The sequence below is a fragment of the Trichothermofontia sp. genome (assembly GCF_053493415.1).
Genome location: NZ_JBRCAD010000195.1, coordinates 1 through 15,032, shown reverse-complemented (window position 1 = coordinate 15,032; position 15,032 = coordinate 1). Strand labels below are relative to the sequence as shown.

The following is a 15,032-nucleotide window of genomic DNA, read 5'->3' as shown; positions in this document are numbered from 1 at the left end:
GGTTAACACAGGCATAGGGGTAAAACTACTCAATCATTTGGGGTGCAGCCGCTGGTTCCGGCGGGGGTGGGGGAGCCGCTTCATAGTAGCTGGGCACCTCGTATGACCCCGGATCGCTGACGGCAGGTTCCGATGGGGGTGGGGGATCGGCGGGCACCGGGGGTGGGGCTACTGATTCCACTGGAGCCTCATAGGTTGGTGAGGCCGGAGCCGATTCCCGTCGTGCGGGGGCCTCTTCCCAAACCTCTTCCCGGCCAGCCTCTGTATCCGGCGCGTCCGACGGTGTTGTTTCCTGGCGACTGCGTTCCTCGTAGTAGGTATCGTCGCGATAGTCGTTAGGATAGTCGCTGGTTTCGGCAGGTTTGTTCGTCGCTGCCGTCGTCCGCCCGCGCACGGGTTGGGCCTTGATGGTGGCTTGTCGCCCTTCCAGGGGCGGTAAACTGGGGAATTCGGCAACGGGCATATCCCGGACGATCGGCTCCATAAATAACCGCCAGTTGTAGGCGGCGGTGCCGCTGCTGCCATAGGTGGGGGCGTTGTCGTCGTTGCCGAGCCAGACTCCGGTTACCAGTTGGGGAATATAGCCCACAAACCACAGGTCCCGCGCTTTTTCCGATGTGCCGGTTTTCCCGGCGACGGGTCGCCCCAGTGCCGCTGCCCGCCCAGTGCCCCCCTGGACAACGGATTCCAACATCCAGGTGACGATCGCGGCGGTATCTGCATCCAGGGCTTGTTTCGGCTTGAGGGTTGCATTGGCATCAAAGAGGACTTCGCCGCGCCAGTTGGTAATCCGCCGAATCCCGTGGACGGGGATGTGTTTCCCCTGGTTCGCCAGCGTCCCGTAGGCACTGGTCAATTCCAGCAGGTTCACTTCTGAGGCCCCTAGGGCCAGGGAGTAGGTGGGGGCTAGGGGGGATTCAATGCCCATTGCTTTGGCCAGGTTAATGACGGGTTCAAACCCTACGTCTACTAGTACTTTGACGGCTACTACGTTGATCGAGGCTGTCAGTGCTTCCCGGAGGGACACCCACCCCCGGAACGTCCGGCCATAGTTCTGTGGCTCGTAGCCATCAATCCGGTAACTGGCATCCTCATAGCCCTGGTTGGGGGATTTCCCTGTGGCGATCGCCGTCGCGTAAACAAACGTCTTGAACGTCGATCCAGGTTGTCGCTGCGCTTGGGTGGCCCGGTCAAACTGGCTGTTGCTGAAGTCTGCTCCTCCTACTAGCGATTTAATTTCCCCGGTGCGGGGGTCGATCGCCACTAGGGCTGCCTGCTTAAACCCCTCCGCCGGACCATCCAGGGCGATCGCGTCCGCCACGACTTTCTCAGCCTGTTCCTGCCACTCGGCATTCAGCGTCGTCTCCACCGTCAACCCGCCTACCTCAATCTGCTCTGGGGTGAGGTAACGGGCCATTTCTTTCTGGACGTAGCTGGTGAAGTAGGGCGCTTGACTGTTGAAATGCTTGGGGGGGGCGGGATTGAGTTGCAGTGGGGCCGCCATCGCTGCTTCGGCTTCGGCTTTTGTGATAAATTTCGCTTCGGCCATTCGGACTAGGACGCGATCGCGTTGTTGTCGGGCGGCGATCGGGTCTACTAGGGGTGAATAGACGCTGGGCGCGGGCGGCATCCCCGCAATCATGGCTATTTCCGGCAGGGTGAGTTCGTCTACTGATTTACTGAAATAGATCCAGGCCGCATCTGCAACGCCATAGGCCCCGGACCCCAGATAGACGAGGTTGATATAGCGCTCTAATAACTCTGCTTTCGGGATCTCGTCTTCTAGTTTTTGGGCCAAGAGCGCTTCGCGGAATTTGCGGTTCAGGCTTTTCTCCTGATCCAGGTAGACGATCCGGGCCAACTGTTGCGTAATCGTACTACCACCCTCGACGACTTCTCCTGCCAGGGCATTGGTAATGACGGCCCGCACGATCGACCAGTAATCGACACCTTCATGTTCATAAAACCGCCGATCTTCCGCCGCGATAAAGGCTTGGGCCACCAGCGGCGGCAACTGGCGCAGGGAGAGTTGCTCCCGACTCAGCGGGCCAATTTGGTGCAAAACCGTACCATCATCCGCCACGATCGTCAGTGTCCCATCCCGCACATAGGTCAGCACTGCGGAGGTATCGGGAAGATCCGCCTGTAACTGCATCCAGGACCACCGCAACGCTACGGGCGTTGCCCCAATTCCCAAGACGAGTACGATCGCTGCACTATGTCTGCCCCACGCCAACAGCCTTTGGGACAACTGCCGAGGTTCAATGGTCCAGGATTTGGGCAATGACCAAGGCAAGTTCACTTTGAATCGGGGGCCGACTTTAGTCATGGGCTTCCTCTTGCAGTTCTGCGATCGGGCTTCTAAAAACTCCCTACCGTTTGTTTCTCTCCTTGCAGTGCCGCAATCGGGACGCCAGTAACGGTATCCTTATGCGGCATGACCGATCGCCAAAGCCGTCACCAACATTCCCAAGACCAGGAAAGGTTGGGCACTGGCCTGGTATTTTACATCATTCTCTAATGGGTTCCGGAGAAAGTACATATCCTGGAAGGTGATCTGGGGGATCACCAGCAAAATCAGGATAACGGCATAGATTTTTTGTTGAATGCTAAATAAATACGCCGCAATCCCCAACTGAAACACATCGATCATTAACACACAAACCCAGGCCGCCGCCGTAATGCCAAACATCACCGGCAGGGATTTCAACCCCAATTGGCGATCGCCCTCGACACTTTTGAAATCATTCACGACGGCAATCCCCAATCCGGCCAAACTGTAGAACAGAGTTAATACCATTGTTTGCCAATCCAGGTGGCCAAACAAGGCTTGTCCTGCCCACCAAGGCAGCGCAATATAGCTGGCCCCTAGGGCATAGTTGCCCAACCAACCATTTTGCTTCAGTTTGAGGGGCGGAGCTGAGTAGATAAAGGCCAAAAAGCCCCCCAAGATCGCGATCGCGGCCACCGAAGGGAAGGCATGACCCGCCCATAGATCCAGACCAAAGGCGAGGATCATCGAGACGCCCAACAGCACCAATACCTGGGTGATCACCTGGGGTACGGAAATCGCGCCGGAGGGAATGGGGCGATAGGGTTCATTAATCGCATCAATCTCGCGATCGTAAAAATCATTCAGCGTTTGCGTATAGCCCGTCATCAGCGGCCCCGACAGCAACATACAAGCCGCCGCGATCAGGACATTCTCAAGACTCCAGGTATAGTTCCCCGAAGCCGCCGCCCCGCAGACCACCCCCCAAATCAAGGGAATCCAGGTGATCGGCTTCATCAGTTGCAGCCGCAGTTGCCAGATCGAGCGATCGCCCGCTGCGGCCCCCTTCATCCCCAGCAATTGCCGCGCCTTAGCGCCCTGGCCGGATGTTTCGGGTTCAGGGGACGGCATACTCGCTTCAGTCATCGGGGGAGGTTCGGGGCGTACATCAGTCATGGACATTCACCAGGAAATGCAAACACAAACAAGCTTTATTCACGAAAGATTATCCAAAGATTATCCAAAAGAAATAATCAAATAGCCGTCTTGGAACTTGGCCCCCGCAACGGGACGACCACTTAACTCTGGCGGCAGGAAAACATTGTGGCGTTGGTCACCGGCTTCGATCGTGATCTCTGGCCCATACTGGGTGAGTTTGACCTGCTTCTTCTCAAATCCGGGCAAAAACAGACTCACCTTGCGCCCGCTGATATCAATACTCATTGGAGCCGGAACACTAGCCGGGTTGGCAAAATCGGGTAGGGCTGCCAGCAACGGCTGCCAATCTTCCCCTGTGCGCTGGGGCAAGTGACTCAGGGGAAGTGGGGAAAATTCCGGTTGCGTTGCGGCGGGGACTGAAATGCCTTGATTCAGGATCACCCCCCCCACGGTGAGGCCAATTTGCTGGGCACTGCCCCACAGGTAGCGAGCCATCGCGATCGCCGCTGCGTCCCCAGTTGTCACTAGGTAAGCAATGACCTGCTGGGGATCAGCCAGGGCCGCCTTGCCGCGATCGAGGAGATCATTGACCTGGTTAGTCGGTTCGCCAAAGTTATCGCTCGAAAGCGTAATGTTGTGGAAGATGGCCGCCGATATTGGTTGCAGGAAAGGCGACAGTGCCCGCGCCAGGTCCGAGTTGCTCACCACCGTGCGGAAGCGCCGCAGATACCAACTGAGGATCGAAGGCATCCCGAACATCCGCAGCGTCGTCAGATCCCCGGCCCCGTCATAAACGATCGTGTCATAGCGTCCGGATTCCACATATTCCCGCAGTGCATTCAGGGCCAACGCCTGGTCCATCCCCGGCAAAATCCCCAACTCCTGCCCAAACACCTCCTTAAAGAAGGGCGTGCGCACGTGTTGGGCCTCCAGTTCCTTCATCGTCTCCCAACTCTGCTCTAGCAGGTGGGTACTTTGAAATTGCACCACCTCCAGGTGATCCGTCAGGGCATGGGGTTCAGGACCGTCGGGGAGTGGCCCCAACAGCAGGCGCAGGACGGGACTCGCATCCTGGCTCACCAGCAGCACGCGCTGGCCTTGAGCAGCCTGACGTTTCGCCGCCGCGATCGCGACGGTCGTGCGCCCGGTCCCCCCTTTACCCAGGAATGTCAGGATTAAGGTCATGAGTGCTGGTGTTATCGCTTATCGGCGTAGAAAGGCGTATTTAACGTTAGGCGCGTTCCACTTCGTCCTCAAAAAACCAGGTCGAGAAGCCACTCTCAAACTGGACGACAACACCCACACCACTCCCGTCCACCATCTTGTAGCCCTGGACAGTGCCCTTAGGGTTTTGCTTGATTTTGCTGACCACTTCCGCCGGAATCCGATCTCTGACGCGACGTACTTTTACGGTTTGTCCAATCTCCATCATGGGTTTTCGCTTGCTAATAGTAAGGATTGGAATTCTGGGAGAACACCGAAACTGCACAAGGACCGGGTTCCCAAAATAGCTACGGGAAGAAGCCATTACAAAGTGTAACAGTTTCGGGATCGTCCGCGATCGTTATTTAACCCAATGAAGATGGAGCTGCCCGATGCACCACCTGCTCCACCAGCCAGGGGGCCAGACGGTTTGCCCAAAGGGCAAGGCGACTTTGCCAACCCACCGGAATTTCCGTGCGATCGCGCTTCAAACCGGCCACCAGTGCCTTAGCCACCTGTTGCGGCGACATCGGCACGACCCAGCGGAACCAGTGCAAATCCCGCACCATATCGGTATCCGTGAGGGAGGGCAGCAGGGCGGACACGTGGACGTTGTAGGGGGCCAATTCCCCCCGGAGGGCCTGGGTAAAGCCGAGGATCGCGAACTTAGTGGCGGAATAGGTGGCCATTGTGGGTGCGGCCACTTTACCCATGAGGCTAGATACGTTGACAATATGGCCCTCCCGACGAGCAGCCATCCGGCGGGCCAGCAAGCGGGTAATGGTATAGAGACCCACGAGGTTAACCGCAATTTCCTCCTGAACCTGGGGCAGCCGCGTCTTGAGGAAACTGGACTGGTGGGCCACCCCAGCCGAATTAACCAATAGGTGAATGGGACCATAGTCCCGCCAAGCCCGCGAGATCGTGGTATGGGTCTCGATCGGTTGGGTGAGATCTAGCGGCAGGGCGATCGCATCCACCCCCAGCCTTTTGATTTCCGTGACGACTTCCGCCAGCCGTTGGCCGTCCCGTGCGACCAGGAGTAAACGGTGAACGCCTTGGCGGGCTAATTCGAGGGCGATCGCCCGTCCAATGCCGCGTGAGGCTCCGGTCACCAGAGCCGTTTTACCTTGCAAATTCATACGTAACCTCCATTGCGAGGTCTGCCTACGCACCATCTTCCTTACATCCTGGGCTGATCTCCCCGATCATCCTAGTCGCCAGGGAGCAGCACACCGAGGGGGCGTAGCCAGACAGGTTTGATGTTGGTTAGCAAAAAGTTGACGTTAACGGGCTAAAAAGCTGGCCCCGTCTGCAAATAACCAGTCTGCAAATAAAAAGACATCACCAAAACGTTTTGAGCGGCCCGCTCATCAAGAACAGGTGTGGTTACCTCAAGAGAACCTGTTCCTTCCGTGGGGCATTCAGCAAGATCTCGATCAACTTAAGCGATCGCTGGGCGATCGCAAATCGTAGCGGCTTTGAACATGGGGTTACCTCCTCCTCAGGGGTGGTATTGCAATCAGTCGTTCAGACCCGCCATTCCAGGTCGTCAACCCGATTCTGATTCAGGCAACCGAACCTATTTGTTTGTGAGCGCATCGGTCATTCACCTCGCTGCGATCAACATCCAGGGACCTAGCCTGAGGTCACCTATCTACCGACGTTAGCAGCCAGATTCACGACCCGCAACATTTCTTAACGAAATCGAGGATTCTTTACGAAAATTTACAATTTACTCAGAAAAGTCTGACATGAATGGCTGGCGGCAAATTCATCGAGAAGCTTTGTTTGACAGGTATTTCCAGACAATCAGGTTCCAAAGTCGAGGGTTGGGGGTGTATAGATTTATGAGAAAAGCAGCGATCGCTGAGAGGCCGTGACGGGCGATCGCCCGTGGATTTACTGATGCTCCCTGGTGGTCTGTCAGCCTGAAAGGGATGGGTTACAAATAGGTTTCAGGCCCCTTCGACAGGCTCAGGGTGAGCGGGACGACTCCGTACAGCGAATGAGCTAAGATCAGCCCTACAACCTCCCAACCGTCGATGCTCCCCGCGATCGGGATTGCCATCGTACCGAAACATAGGGGGGTGAGTGTGATTGAGTTTGACACCATGCTAGAAACGCAAGATCTGAAACGCGATCTCGAATTGTTGGCTGAGCGCCTGGGCAAAGCCCAGGACTATCTTTGACTTGCCTGCCCTGAATGCCAAAATCCAGGACTTAGAACAAACGGCTGCCCAGCCGGATTTATGGGAAGACCAGGCCCGTGCCCAGGCAATTTTGCAAGAACTGAATGATCTCAAGGCCCACGTCCAGCGATCGCAGCAGTGGCAAACCACCCTGGACGATACAAGGGCCATCCTGGAACTGTTGGAGTTAGAAGTCGATGCAGCTTTGCTCCAGGAGGCCCAGACTAACCTTACCCACTTGAGCCACGAACTCGATCAATGGGAATTGCAACAATTGTTGTCAGGTCCCTACGACCAGAGTGGGGCCACCCTCAGTATCAATGCAGGCGCGGGGGGCACCGATGCCCAGGACTGGGCGGAAATGCTGCTGCGGATGTATACCCGCTGGGCCGAAGACCAGGGCTACAAGGTCCATCTGTTGGAATACTCCGAGGGAGACGAGGCGGGGATCAAGTCGGCCACCCTGGAAATTGAGGGGCGCTATGCCTACGGTTACTTGAAATCCGAGAAGGGTACCCATCGCTTGGTGCGGATCTCGCCGTTTAATGCCAATGGCAAGCGTCAAACCAGTTTTGCTGGGGTCGAAGTGATGCCGATTCTGGATCAGACAATCACTCTCGACATTCCCGACAAAGATTTGGAAATCACGACCTCGCGATCGGGGGGCAAGGGCGGCCAAAACGTCAACAAGGTGGAAACGGCAGTGCGCATTGTCCATATCCCCACCGGGATCGCCGTGCGCTGTACCCAGGAGCGATCGCAACTGCAAAACAAGGAAAAGGCGATGGCCCTACTCAAGGCGAAATTACTGGTCATCGCCCAGGAACAACACGCCCAAGCGATCGCCGATATCCGGGGCGACATGGTGGAAGCCGCCTGGGGCAACCAGATTCGCAACTATGTGTTCCATCCCTACCAATTGGTCAAGGATTTGCGCACCAATGTGGAAACGACCGCGATCGAAGAGGTCATGAACGGCGATCTGGCCGCTTTCATCCAAGCCTATCTGCGCCAGGAAAACCAGATCGTTGCGGCCTCACCCGTCAGTGTGTAGTCAGAGTTTCTTAGGTTACTCTGAAGGGGTGGTCGGTAAGGTAAATCTCCTATGAGTGTTGTTATCTCGGATGAAATCCTGCAAGCCTCTCAACTGACAGCAAGCGAGTTCCGTCAGGAAATTGCCCTATATCTGTTCCAAACGGGTCGTTTAACACTTGGCTACGCTAGCTGTTTAGCAGATATGCCACTCAATGCTTTTCGTCAACTGCTAAAGCAGCGCAAAATTGCACTGTATTCCTATGATATTGAAGATTTTGAGTTAGATTTGAAGAATTTGCGGGAGTTGGGACGATTGTGATTGTCATTAGCGATACCTCAGCAATCACCAATCTAGCGGCAATCAATCAGCTAAGGCTTCTGCCCCTTCTCTACCAGCAAGTTGTTATTCCAGATGCAGTATATCGTGAGCTTGTTGATATCGACCCACCCGCGCCGGGAAGTTTGGAAGTTAAAGCTGCTACTTGGCTCGAAGTTAGATCGATCGCTAAGCGTGAAGTTGCTGAATACCTTCAAAATAAAGCAAGATTAGATCTTGGGGAATCTGAAGCCATTGCGCTGGCTTTAGAGCTTGGAGCACACTTACTACTTATTGATGAACGTCGTGGCAGAGCAGAAGCTGACCGTTTAGGTATTAAAATTACTGGATTACTGGGTATTTTAGTTGAGGCAAAACGGAAAAATTTAATTGCGGCGGTGAAGCCCTTGATAGATGCTTTGATCGCCACCTCAGATTTTCGAGTCTCTTCAGCCTTATACGACCAGATTTTGAATATTGTTAACGAAACTTAGTTGAAGTCGCCCTGAAAAGGCAAGAATATCGTTAATATTAAGAAGTATGAATCGACCATTGCTTGCTTTGTCCCTATGACCCAATCTGCTCCGTCTACTGCTCCCCTTGCCAATGGGGAAACCCAGCACTCCGCGCCCGCCCCTCTTTCCCTGGAGACTGAAGTCCCAGCCGTTACACCGCCCACCGATAGCTATGTCAAGCTGGCGATGCGGAATATGGTGCGCAAGCGGAGGATGTCATTGGTTCACTTTTCCCTGACGACGATCGGCCTGTTGGCTTTCCTGGTGGGTATCTCCTATCTCACCCGCTAAGGGTAGCAGCCCCCATGATTCCCGTTGAACTCCATCTCCAGGACTATTACACCGAGCGGGAGGCTAGCCAATCCGCCCACGGGGAGGCAATGGCGCGTTCGCGCACCCTCTCCACCGGAGAATCGGCTAATCACTCAGACACGGGGAGACTTCCCCTGAGAGACCTGACCCCCGATCGCTGGCAAACCTGGTTTCAACAATGGCTCCAAGTCCTGCAACCGGCCCTCACTGCCCCCTGGGGCTATGAACTCAGCCTACGACTGACGGATGATGCTGAAATCCAGCAACTCAACGCCGCCTATCGCCAAAAGGATCAACCCACCGATGTTCTGGCTTTTGCAGCCCTAGAAGTGGACACACCGAATATCCCCGATCGCGAAGAAGAACCCCTCTATCTGGGGGACTTGGTGATCTCGGTGGAAACAGCCCAACGGCAGGCCCAAGCGGCGGGTCATGCCCTGACGATCGAACTGGCCTGGTTAGCCGCCCACGGCTTGCTGCATCTCCTCGGCTGGGATCATCCCGACGATGAACAGTTGACCGCCATGCTGACCCAACAGGCCCAGTTGTTAACGGCGATCGGGTTACCGGCCCCAGCGATCGGGTTACCGGCCCCAGCGATCGCGTTAGCCCAGTCATCTGTCTAGGGGCGATCGCTTGGGGTTGGCAATCTCCACTTTTCTGCACCCGATCAGGTGGGACAGCATTCCTAGGGGTTGCTGAGCGCATCACTGGTTGGGGTAAGACCTCGTTTGCATTTCTAAATGAACCTGCTAATCTCACCAAAGAGCGTATACGACTCATGCTTGCCTAATTGTCGGGGTCCCGCTGGGTTCTCTGGGCTGTTGCCGAGGCTAATCGCTGCTGAACGGTTCTCCATGCAACCGACTGTACCTCTGGGACTGCCTGGGTCGCAGGAACACGGCCCTCCGACAGGATACTCACGCCTAACTGTGGCAATGACCTTGTTTGCTTACCGCTGTGCTGGACTGTACCCATGACGCAAAATCTCTCAACAACTGAATCATCAGTCTCCGGGGCCGCGGCTGCGACCAGTAGCCCCCCCCGCAATCCCGGCGAGGAACTCAAACGACAGTTTTCCTGGCAGGTGGCCTCCAATCTCTTCATTAGTTTCAAATATGCCTGGAACGGCGTGAGCTATGCCTTCCAAACCCAGCGCAACTTCCGGGTCCAGGTGCTGATTGGCCTTGTAGCCCTCTCCCTCGCGTTGTATTTGCACCTGAGTGCCCTTGAAATGGTGATCCTGTTCCTGACGATCGGGGCCGTGCTGACAATGGAACTAATTAACACCGCCCTGGAATCGGTGGTGGATTTGACCGTAAAGCAGACCTATCACGAATTGGCGAGAATTGCGAAAGATTGTGCAGCGGGTGCGGTGGTGATCTCAGCGATCGTCTCGATTCTGGTCGGGGGGTGTTTGCTGCTGCCACCATTGGTCGCGTTGGTGCAGGCAAGAGGATAGATACGCGATACGCAAAATACGCGATATGCGAAGAGCAGAGATAATAGGGAGTGAGGGGTCCTAAGCAAGACGCGAGGAGGCTTAGGTTCCCAATCGTGTCTGAATCGTTTTCTTGTGTTTTCTTGTGCAAAGGAGTCGCCCGTCTTGATTCTGGTGATCGATAATTACGACAGTTTTACCTATAACCTGGTGCAATATTTGGGGGAATTGGGTAACGAGTTGCCCGTGGCGGCGGCGGTGCCGGTCTTCCGCAATGATCAAATTTCCGTGGCGGAGATTCAGCAAATGCAGCCCGATGGGGTCGTCATTTCACCCGGACCAGGCCGTCCGGAGGATGCAGGCATTTCCCTAGATCTCATTAAGGAATTGGGGCCAACCCTGCCCATTCTGGGGGTCTGTTTAGGTCACCAAAGTATTGGGCAAGCCTTTGGGGGACAAGTTGTGTCGGCCCCCACCCTCATGCACGGCAAAACCTCGGATATTGCCCATGCAGATACGGGCGTCTTTAAGGGGCTACCCCAACCGTTTACGGCAACCCGGTATCATAGTCTGGTGATCGATCGCCCCAGTTGCCCGACTGACCTGGAGATCACAGCCTGGATTGAGGATGGCACCATTATGGGGGTACGTCACCGGACGTGGCCGCACCTGCAAGGGGTACAGTTCCACCCGGAAAGTATCCTGACCCAAGCGGGGAAATCTCTGTTACGAAACTTTTTGACGGCGATCGTAGACTCCCAATGGTAAATTCCCTCTGATCAGCCCACTATGGCCAGCCCGCTATGGTCAGCCTGCTGGGATACCGCCTATCTGTGTTGTGCGTGAGGAACCTATGAGACGGAGACAATTACTGTATTATGCTGGGGCCAGCTTCTTCGCTACGTTGGGATCTGGCGTCCTGGCACACCTACCGACAGCCCAAGCCCAAGACAATAGCCTGTCCATCCAATGGCTAGGCCATACCTGTTTTTTCTTTAAGGGCGGTGGCCAGCAGATTTTAGTCAATCCCTTTCGGCCACTTGGCTGTACCCAGGGGTATCCGGCCCCTAAGATTACCGCAGACCTCGTAATGATTGGCAGTCGCCTGTTGGATGAAGGGGCGATCGATAACCTGGACCCAAACCAACGCCTGCTCTTTGAACCGGGGGTTTACCAGTTAGGCAATACCCAGATCCAGGGCATTCGTATGGAGCGACGGCTGGAGAGTGGGCGCTGGTTCCCCAATAACATTGCCTGGCGGTGGCCCCAGGCCGGGATCAACATTCTGCACTTAGGCGGTGCGGCCACACCCATTACCCTGGAGCAGCGCATTTTGATGGGCCAGCCAGATCTGCTGATTGTGCCGGTTGGGAATGGTGTCAAAGCCTATACCCCGGCCCAAGCCGTTGCGGCGATCCAGGTCCTCAATCCCAAGCTGGTGATTCCGTGCCACTATCGCACGCCTGCCGCTGACGCGAATACCTGTGATCTGGTCGATCTCCAAGCCTTCCTGGATCTGGTGGCGGCCTCTCCAATTCGTCGCAGTAATAGCACCACCCTCGCCGTAACCCGTGCTAGTCTGCCGGCAACGGGACCTGTGATTCAAGTCCTCGGGAGTGCTTAATGGGTTGGGACAGGGCTAGCTCCTGGATGCTCGCCCTTCTATCTACCTCATCGGCTAGAGGATACGCTCAGCCGATCGGGTGTGGGTATTCTGCCAGGGACAATTGGGAAGCGTTAAGCTGAACTAAAAGTAAATGTACTTATCACTGCTATGCCGGCCAGGAAAGTTTTGGTCATCGACGATAGCACCATGATTCGGAGGATGGTTTCGGGCATTCTCTCAAAGCATTTTGAAGTCCTGGAGGCCAGTGATGGGGTAATGGGGTTGCAAATGGCCAAGCAACACCATCCGGATCTGATCTTGCTGGACTTTGTCATGCCGAAAATGGATGGCTACGACACCCTGCGCCATATGCGCCAGGAGGAATCTCTGCGGCGCACACCAGTCATTATTATGTCGGGCCTCAAGGAGCAAGTGACAGCCCGGATTCCGGAACCATTTAAGGGCTTTGACTTTATCGAGAAACCCTTTGAAGCGGAACTCCTGCTCGATCGCATTCATCACTTGCTGCAACTGTCACCGCAGGCCGAAGCCGTAGAGACCACCGAAGACGCCACCCAAAAACTACTACTGGCCAAAATGACGAGCCTAGAAACCCTGTTAATCCAGGGAATGGAAAACCTCGTCCAACGGGAGGTCGTGACCCGTCTGTCTGTTTTAGGGAAGCGAATTCAGCAACAGGAAATCAAAACGGCCAGTCTGGAAGCGAAGGTCGAACACCTGACCAAGCAACTAGATCAACAGAATCGGATTCTGGCGGTGATTGCGAATGAGTTCAAACAGATGCGTGCCCTGCTTACCCATCAGATAAAGTCCTAACAGCCTGAGGGCATCTGGGGACAAAACTAGGCTAGGGCAAAGGAGTGACCGCAACCGCAACTTTGGGTGGCATTCGGATTATGGAACCGGAAGCTCCCCCCCATTAAGTCCTCGGTGTAGTCTAGGACGAGGCCTTGAATGTGTTTTTGGGTTTCCAGGTCAACTACGGTGAGAATTCCTTGGCATTCACCGACTTGATCCTGGGGGTCCAGGGTTTCGTCAAACGAGAGGGCATAGTACAGCCCTGCACAGCCCCCCGCCGCCACCTTTAGGCGAAATCGGGCCTTGGGACTGGCCTGTTTGGCTTGTAAGCGCTTGAGTTCATGGGCGGCTGCGGGGGTAATTTGCATCATCGAGATTTATGGGGCTGCTGATTAGGCTGCTGGGAATCGCGGGCGTAGTCGTCGTCAAAACGGACAATATCATCTTCGCCGAGATATTCCCCATTTTGCACCTCAATCAGGATCAAGGGAATCACACCAGGATTTTCCAGGCGGTGATGGGTGCAGGGGGGAACGTAGGTGGACTGGTTGCTGGAGAGGAGAACTTCCCGATCGCCACAGATCACCCGCGCCGTTCCCGACACCACGATCCAGTGTTCACTGCGGTGGTGGTGCATTTGCAAACTGAGGCGATGACCGGGTTTCACTTCAATGCGCTTGATCTTGTAGCCCCGGCCCTCTTCCAGAACCGTGAAGGACCCCCAGGGGCGCAACTCAGTGGCGGCGACGGGTTCCAGGTTCGGGGCCACGATCGGGCGGGAACTGGTATCTTGCAGTTGAACCATGAGTACTGTTCCTCAAAATCCTCAAAATCTTCAAATGTAAGTCATTAAACGCGATTGACGCTTCCCAATGAGGGGAGATAGCCTAACTGACTAGGGGGAATGCCACCATTATGGTTGGGGTCGCAGAAAAAGGCCAATGCCGTTATGGACACGGGCAGCGGTGCGGGGTGGGCGATCGAGCAGTTGGCCCCCCAGGTAGAGGCTGGTCGAACTGCCGCCATCTAGATTCAAGGCATCGACACACCCCAGGGCTGACACCAGTTGCGCAGTTTCCAGGAGGCTGGGGCCCCGTCCCCCGACGCGGGCATGGATGGCGGCTATTTGGAGGGTACCCGTGGCGGTGCGACAAATGACACTGCGGGGGGCTAATTGTTGAATAAAGGCATCGCTAAAGCCTTCCCCTTTGGCATCGAGAACAATCTGGCGGTTTTGGAGCAACAGGGGACCCGCCCCTAGGATGTGGGGATAGGAGTCAAAATTAGCGGGACTGGTAGCCTGGGCAACCTCGACCCGCGACCCAACGGGCAAACTGGGCAGGATCGATGCCTGCGATCGCACCACCAGGAGGTAGCCATCGCTGGGGATGGGGAAGACCATTTGGCCCTGGGGACCGCCGGCTTTCTGATCCATGATTTGGGATTGGCGCACGGTCAGGATGGCCTCGTTATCCGTGAGGGTGCTGTAGCTGCTACCCCAGGTGGGGGTATAGCGGGAGATCCCAGCGCGCACGTAACCACTGTTCAGAAATTGCAAGGGCAAACGATTCCCGGTGGCTGTGACCAGGGTCTCTTGCAGGGTAAGGCGACCAAAGCGGGTTTCGCCCCGATCGTTCCAGGCGATCGCGCCCCGATTCAGAATCGGTCCCGATAGCCAGCGGTCCTCATGCCGAATTGCGCCTAGGGGCAGTTGGTTATTGCGGTTAAAAAAGCCGCCGTTGATCGCGGCTAAGGCCTGGTGCCGTTCCGCCATGCGGAGGAGGGGATCGATCCCGGCCATCATTTGGGGGGAAGTCCAGATCGGACGGAGCGCTAGGGCTTGGGGTGGCTCCAGGGTTAACCACACTACGGGGAAGGCTGCCGTCCCTAGGCGAACCAGCTGTTGCTGCCAGCGTAACCCCGGTGCCCACTGGATATTGCGGGGCAAGAGCGGCGCATCGTTGCGTACATCCAGGATCAGGCGGGTGGGGTTGGGCAGGGTGGCGGCTTGGACCCGTGATCCCGCTGGGAGGGGAATGCGGATACGGGTTTGTTGCTGGACGAGTTCAACGATCGGGGCCGGGAGGGGAGGTGGCGAGGGCGGTGTCGTTGACGCTGGAGGTGTTGGCGGCGGCGGTTGGGGGCGGAATTGTTGCAGCAGGG

Annotated in this window: 17 protein-coding genes; 9 read left to right on the top strand and 8 right to left on the bottom strand. The window is 56.0% G+C overall.

Annotated elements, in window-relative coordinates; translation table 11 throughout:
* Window positions 1-25: 25 nt before the first annotated feature.
* The 5 genes from ACWIUF_RS17270 to ACWIUF_RS17250 all read right to left on the bottom strand — a co-directional run bounded on the left by ACWIUF_RS17270 (window position 26) and on the right by ACWIUF_RS17250 (window position 5,775).
* Complete coding sequence (locus tag ACWIUF_RS17270; protein ID WP_448573763.1) at window positions 26-2,251, bottom strand: transglycosylase domain-containing protein; 2,226 nt, start codon at window positions 2,249-2,251, stop codon at window positions 26-28.
* 177 nt (window positions 2,252-2,428) lie between these two features.
* Complete coding sequence (chlG, locus tag ACWIUF_RS17265; RefSeq protein WP_448573762.1) at window positions 2,429-3,448, bottom strand: chlorophyll synthase ChlG; 1,020 nt, start codon at window positions 3,446-3,448, stop codon at window positions 2,429-2,431.
* Window positions 3,449-3,508: 60 nt separating this feature from the next.
* Window positions 3,509-4,615 (bottom strand): Get3/ArsA fold putative tail anchor-mediating ATPase NosAFP, encoded by a 1,107-nt coding sequence (locus ACWIUF_RS17260; RefSeq protein ID WP_448573761.1) that lies wholly within the window; start codon window positions 4,613-4,615, stop codon window positions 3,509-3,511.
* A 46-nt stretch (window positions 4,616-4,661) separates the two neighbouring features.
* Complete coding sequence (gene petP / locus ACWIUF_RS17255) at window positions 4,662-4,862, bottom strand: cytochrome b6f subunit PetP (RefSeq protein WP_448573760.1); 201 nt, start codon at window positions 4,860-4,862, stop codon at window positions 4,662-4,664.
* Window positions 4,863-4,998: 136 nt separating this feature from the next.
* Window positions 4,999-5,775 carry an SDR family NAD(P)-dependent oxidoreductase gene (locus tag ACWIUF_RS17250; protein WP_448573759.1) on the bottom strand — a complete coding sequence of 259 codons (777 nt, stop codon included), beginning with the start codon at window positions 5,773-5,775 and terminating at the stop codon, window positions 4,999-5,001.
* Between the two features lie 972 nt (window positions 5,776-6,747).
* Here ACWIUF_RS17250 and prfB point away from each other — a divergent pair.
* From prfB to ACWIUF_RS17205, 9 genes are all read left to right on the top strand, one after another.
* Window positions 6,748-7,879, top strand: a protein-coding gene (gene prfB / locus ACWIUF_RS17245) for a peptide chain release factor 2 (protein WP_448573765.1) whose coding sequence is annotated in 2 segments (ribosomal slippage) — window positions 6,748-6,822 and window positions 6,824-7,879 — 1,131 coding nt in all. Because the reading frame shifts where the segments join, the coding sequence is not laid out codon by codon here.
* A 51-nt stretch (window positions 7,880-7,930) separates the two neighbouring features.
* On the top strand, window positions 7,931-8,179 hold the full coding sequence (locus tag ACWIUF_RS17240; protein ID WP_448573758.1) for a UPF0175 family protein: 249 nt from the start codon (window positions 7,931-7,933) through the stop codon (window positions 8,177-8,179).
* Window positions 8,176-8,670, top strand: a complete 495-nt coding sequence (locus ACWIUF_RS17235; protein WP_448573757.1) for a DUF3368 domain-containing protein — start codon at window positions 8,176-8,178, stop codon at window positions 8,668-8,670. The genes ACWIUF_RS17240 and ACWIUF_RS17235 overlap by 4 nt, the downstream gene beginning before the upstream one ends.
* Before the next feature lie 75 nt (window positions 8,671-8,745).
* Window positions 8,746-8,982 carry a DUF3285 domain-containing protein gene (locus tag ACWIUF_RS17230; protein ID WP_448573756.1) on the top strand — a complete coding sequence of 79 codons (237 nt, stop codon included), beginning with the start codon at window positions 8,746-8,748 and terminating at the stop codon, window positions 8,980-8,982.
* Window positions 8,983-8,996: 14 nt separating this feature from the next.
* A complete protein-coding gene (gene ybeY / locus ACWIUF_RS17225; protein WP_448573755.1) occupies window positions 8,997-9,629 on the top strand; it encodes an rRNA maturation RNase YbeY in 633 nt (210 codons plus the stop codon).
* Window positions 9,630-9,979: 350 nt separating this feature from the next.
* Window positions 9,980-10,465, top strand: coding sequence for a diacylglycerol kinase family protein (locus ACWIUF_RS17220; RefSeq protein WP_448573754.1), 486 nt, complete (start codon window positions 9,980-9,982; stop codon window positions 10,463-10,465).
* A gap of 153 nt (window positions 10,466-10,618) precedes the next feature.
* A complete protein-coding gene (locus ACWIUF_RS17215) occupies window positions 10,619-11,212 on the top strand; it encodes an anthranilate synthase component II (protein WP_448573764.1) in 594 nt (197 codons plus the stop codon).
* Between the two features lie 85 nt (window positions 11,213-11,297).
* Window positions 11,298-12,068, top strand: a complete 771-nt coding sequence (locus ACWIUF_RS17210; protein ID WP_448573753.1) for an MBL fold metallo-hydrolase — start codon at window positions 11,298-11,300, stop codon at window positions 12,066-12,068.
* 150 nt (window positions 12,069-12,218) lie between these two features.
* Complete coding sequence (locus ACWIUF_RS17205; RefSeq protein WP_448573752.1) at window positions 12,219-12,887, top strand: response regulator; 669 nt, start codon at window positions 12,219-12,221, stop codon at window positions 12,885-12,887.
* 26 nt (window positions 12,888-12,913) lie between these two features.
* Here ACWIUF_RS17205 and ACWIUF_RS17200 read toward each other — a convergent pair whose 3' ends face one another.
* From ACWIUF_RS17200 to ACWIUF_RS17190, 3 genes are all read right to left on the bottom strand, one after another.
* Window positions 12,914-13,240 carry a HesB/IscA family protein gene (locus tag ACWIUF_RS17200; RefSeq protein WP_448573751.1) on the bottom strand — a complete coding sequence of 109 codons (327 nt, stop codon included), beginning with the start codon at window positions 13,238-13,240 and terminating at the stop codon, window positions 12,914-12,916.
* Window positions 13,237-13,674, bottom strand: a complete 438-nt coding sequence (locus ACWIUF_RS17195; RefSeq protein ID WP_448573750.1) for a cupin domain-containing protein — start codon at window positions 13,672-13,674, stop codon at window positions 13,237-13,239. Before ACWIUF_RS17195 ends, ACWIUF_RS17200 begins: the two co-directional genes overlap by 4 nt.
* Before the next feature lie 108 nt (window positions 13,675-13,782).
* The coding region (locus ACWIUF_RS17190; protein WP_448573749.1) for a phosphodiester glycosidase family protein at window positions 13,783-15,032 on the bottom strand (1,250 nt) is incomplete at its 5' end.

Coding starts and splice junctions, on each gene's coding strand:
- chlG (WP_448573762.1), bottom strand. CDS start 3,448: ATGACTGATGTACGCCCCGAACCTCCCCCGATGACTGAAGCGAGTATG.
- ACWIUF_RS17260 (WP_448573761.1), bottom strand. CDS start 4,615: ATGACCTTAATCCTGACATTCCTGGGTAAAGGGGGGACCGGGCGCACG.
- petP (WP_448573760.1), bottom strand. CDS start 4,862: ATGATGGAGATTGGACAAACCGTAAAAGTACGTCGCGTCAGAGATCGG.
- ACWIUF_RS17250 (WP_448573759.1), bottom strand. CDS start 5,775: ATGAATTTGCAAGGTAAAACGGCTCTGGTGACCGGAGCCTCACGCGGC.
- ACWIUF_RS17240 (WP_448573758.1), top strand. CDS start 7,931: ATGAGTGTTGTTATCTCGGATGAAATCCTGCAAGCCTCTCAACTGACA.
- ACWIUF_RS17230 (WP_448573756.1), top strand. CDS start 8,746: ATGACCCAATCTGCTCCGTCTACTGCTCCCCTTGCCAATGGGGAAACC.
- ybeY (WP_448573755.1), top strand. CDS start 8,997: ATGATTCCCGTTGAACTCCATCTCCAGGACTATTACACCGAGCGGGAG.
- ACWIUF_RS17220 (WP_448573754.1), top strand. CDS start 9,980: ATGACGCAAAATCTCTCAACAACTGAATCATCAGTCTCCGGGGCCGCG.
- ACWIUF_RS17210 (WP_448573753.1), top strand. CDS start 11,298: ATGAGACGGAGACAATTACTGTATTATGCTGGGGCCAGCTTCTTCGCT.
- ACWIUF_RS17205 (WP_448573752.1), top strand. CDS start 12,219: ATGCCGGCCAGGAAAGTTTTGGTCATCGACGATAGCACCATGATTCGG.
- ACWIUF_RS17200 (WP_448573751.1), bottom strand. CDS start 13,240: ATGATGCAAATTACCCCCGCAGCCGCCCATGAACTCAAGCGCTTACAA.
- ACWIUF_RS17195 (WP_448573750.1), bottom strand. CDS start 13,674: ATGGTTCAACTGCAAGATACCAGTTCCCGCCCGATCGTGGCCCCGAAC.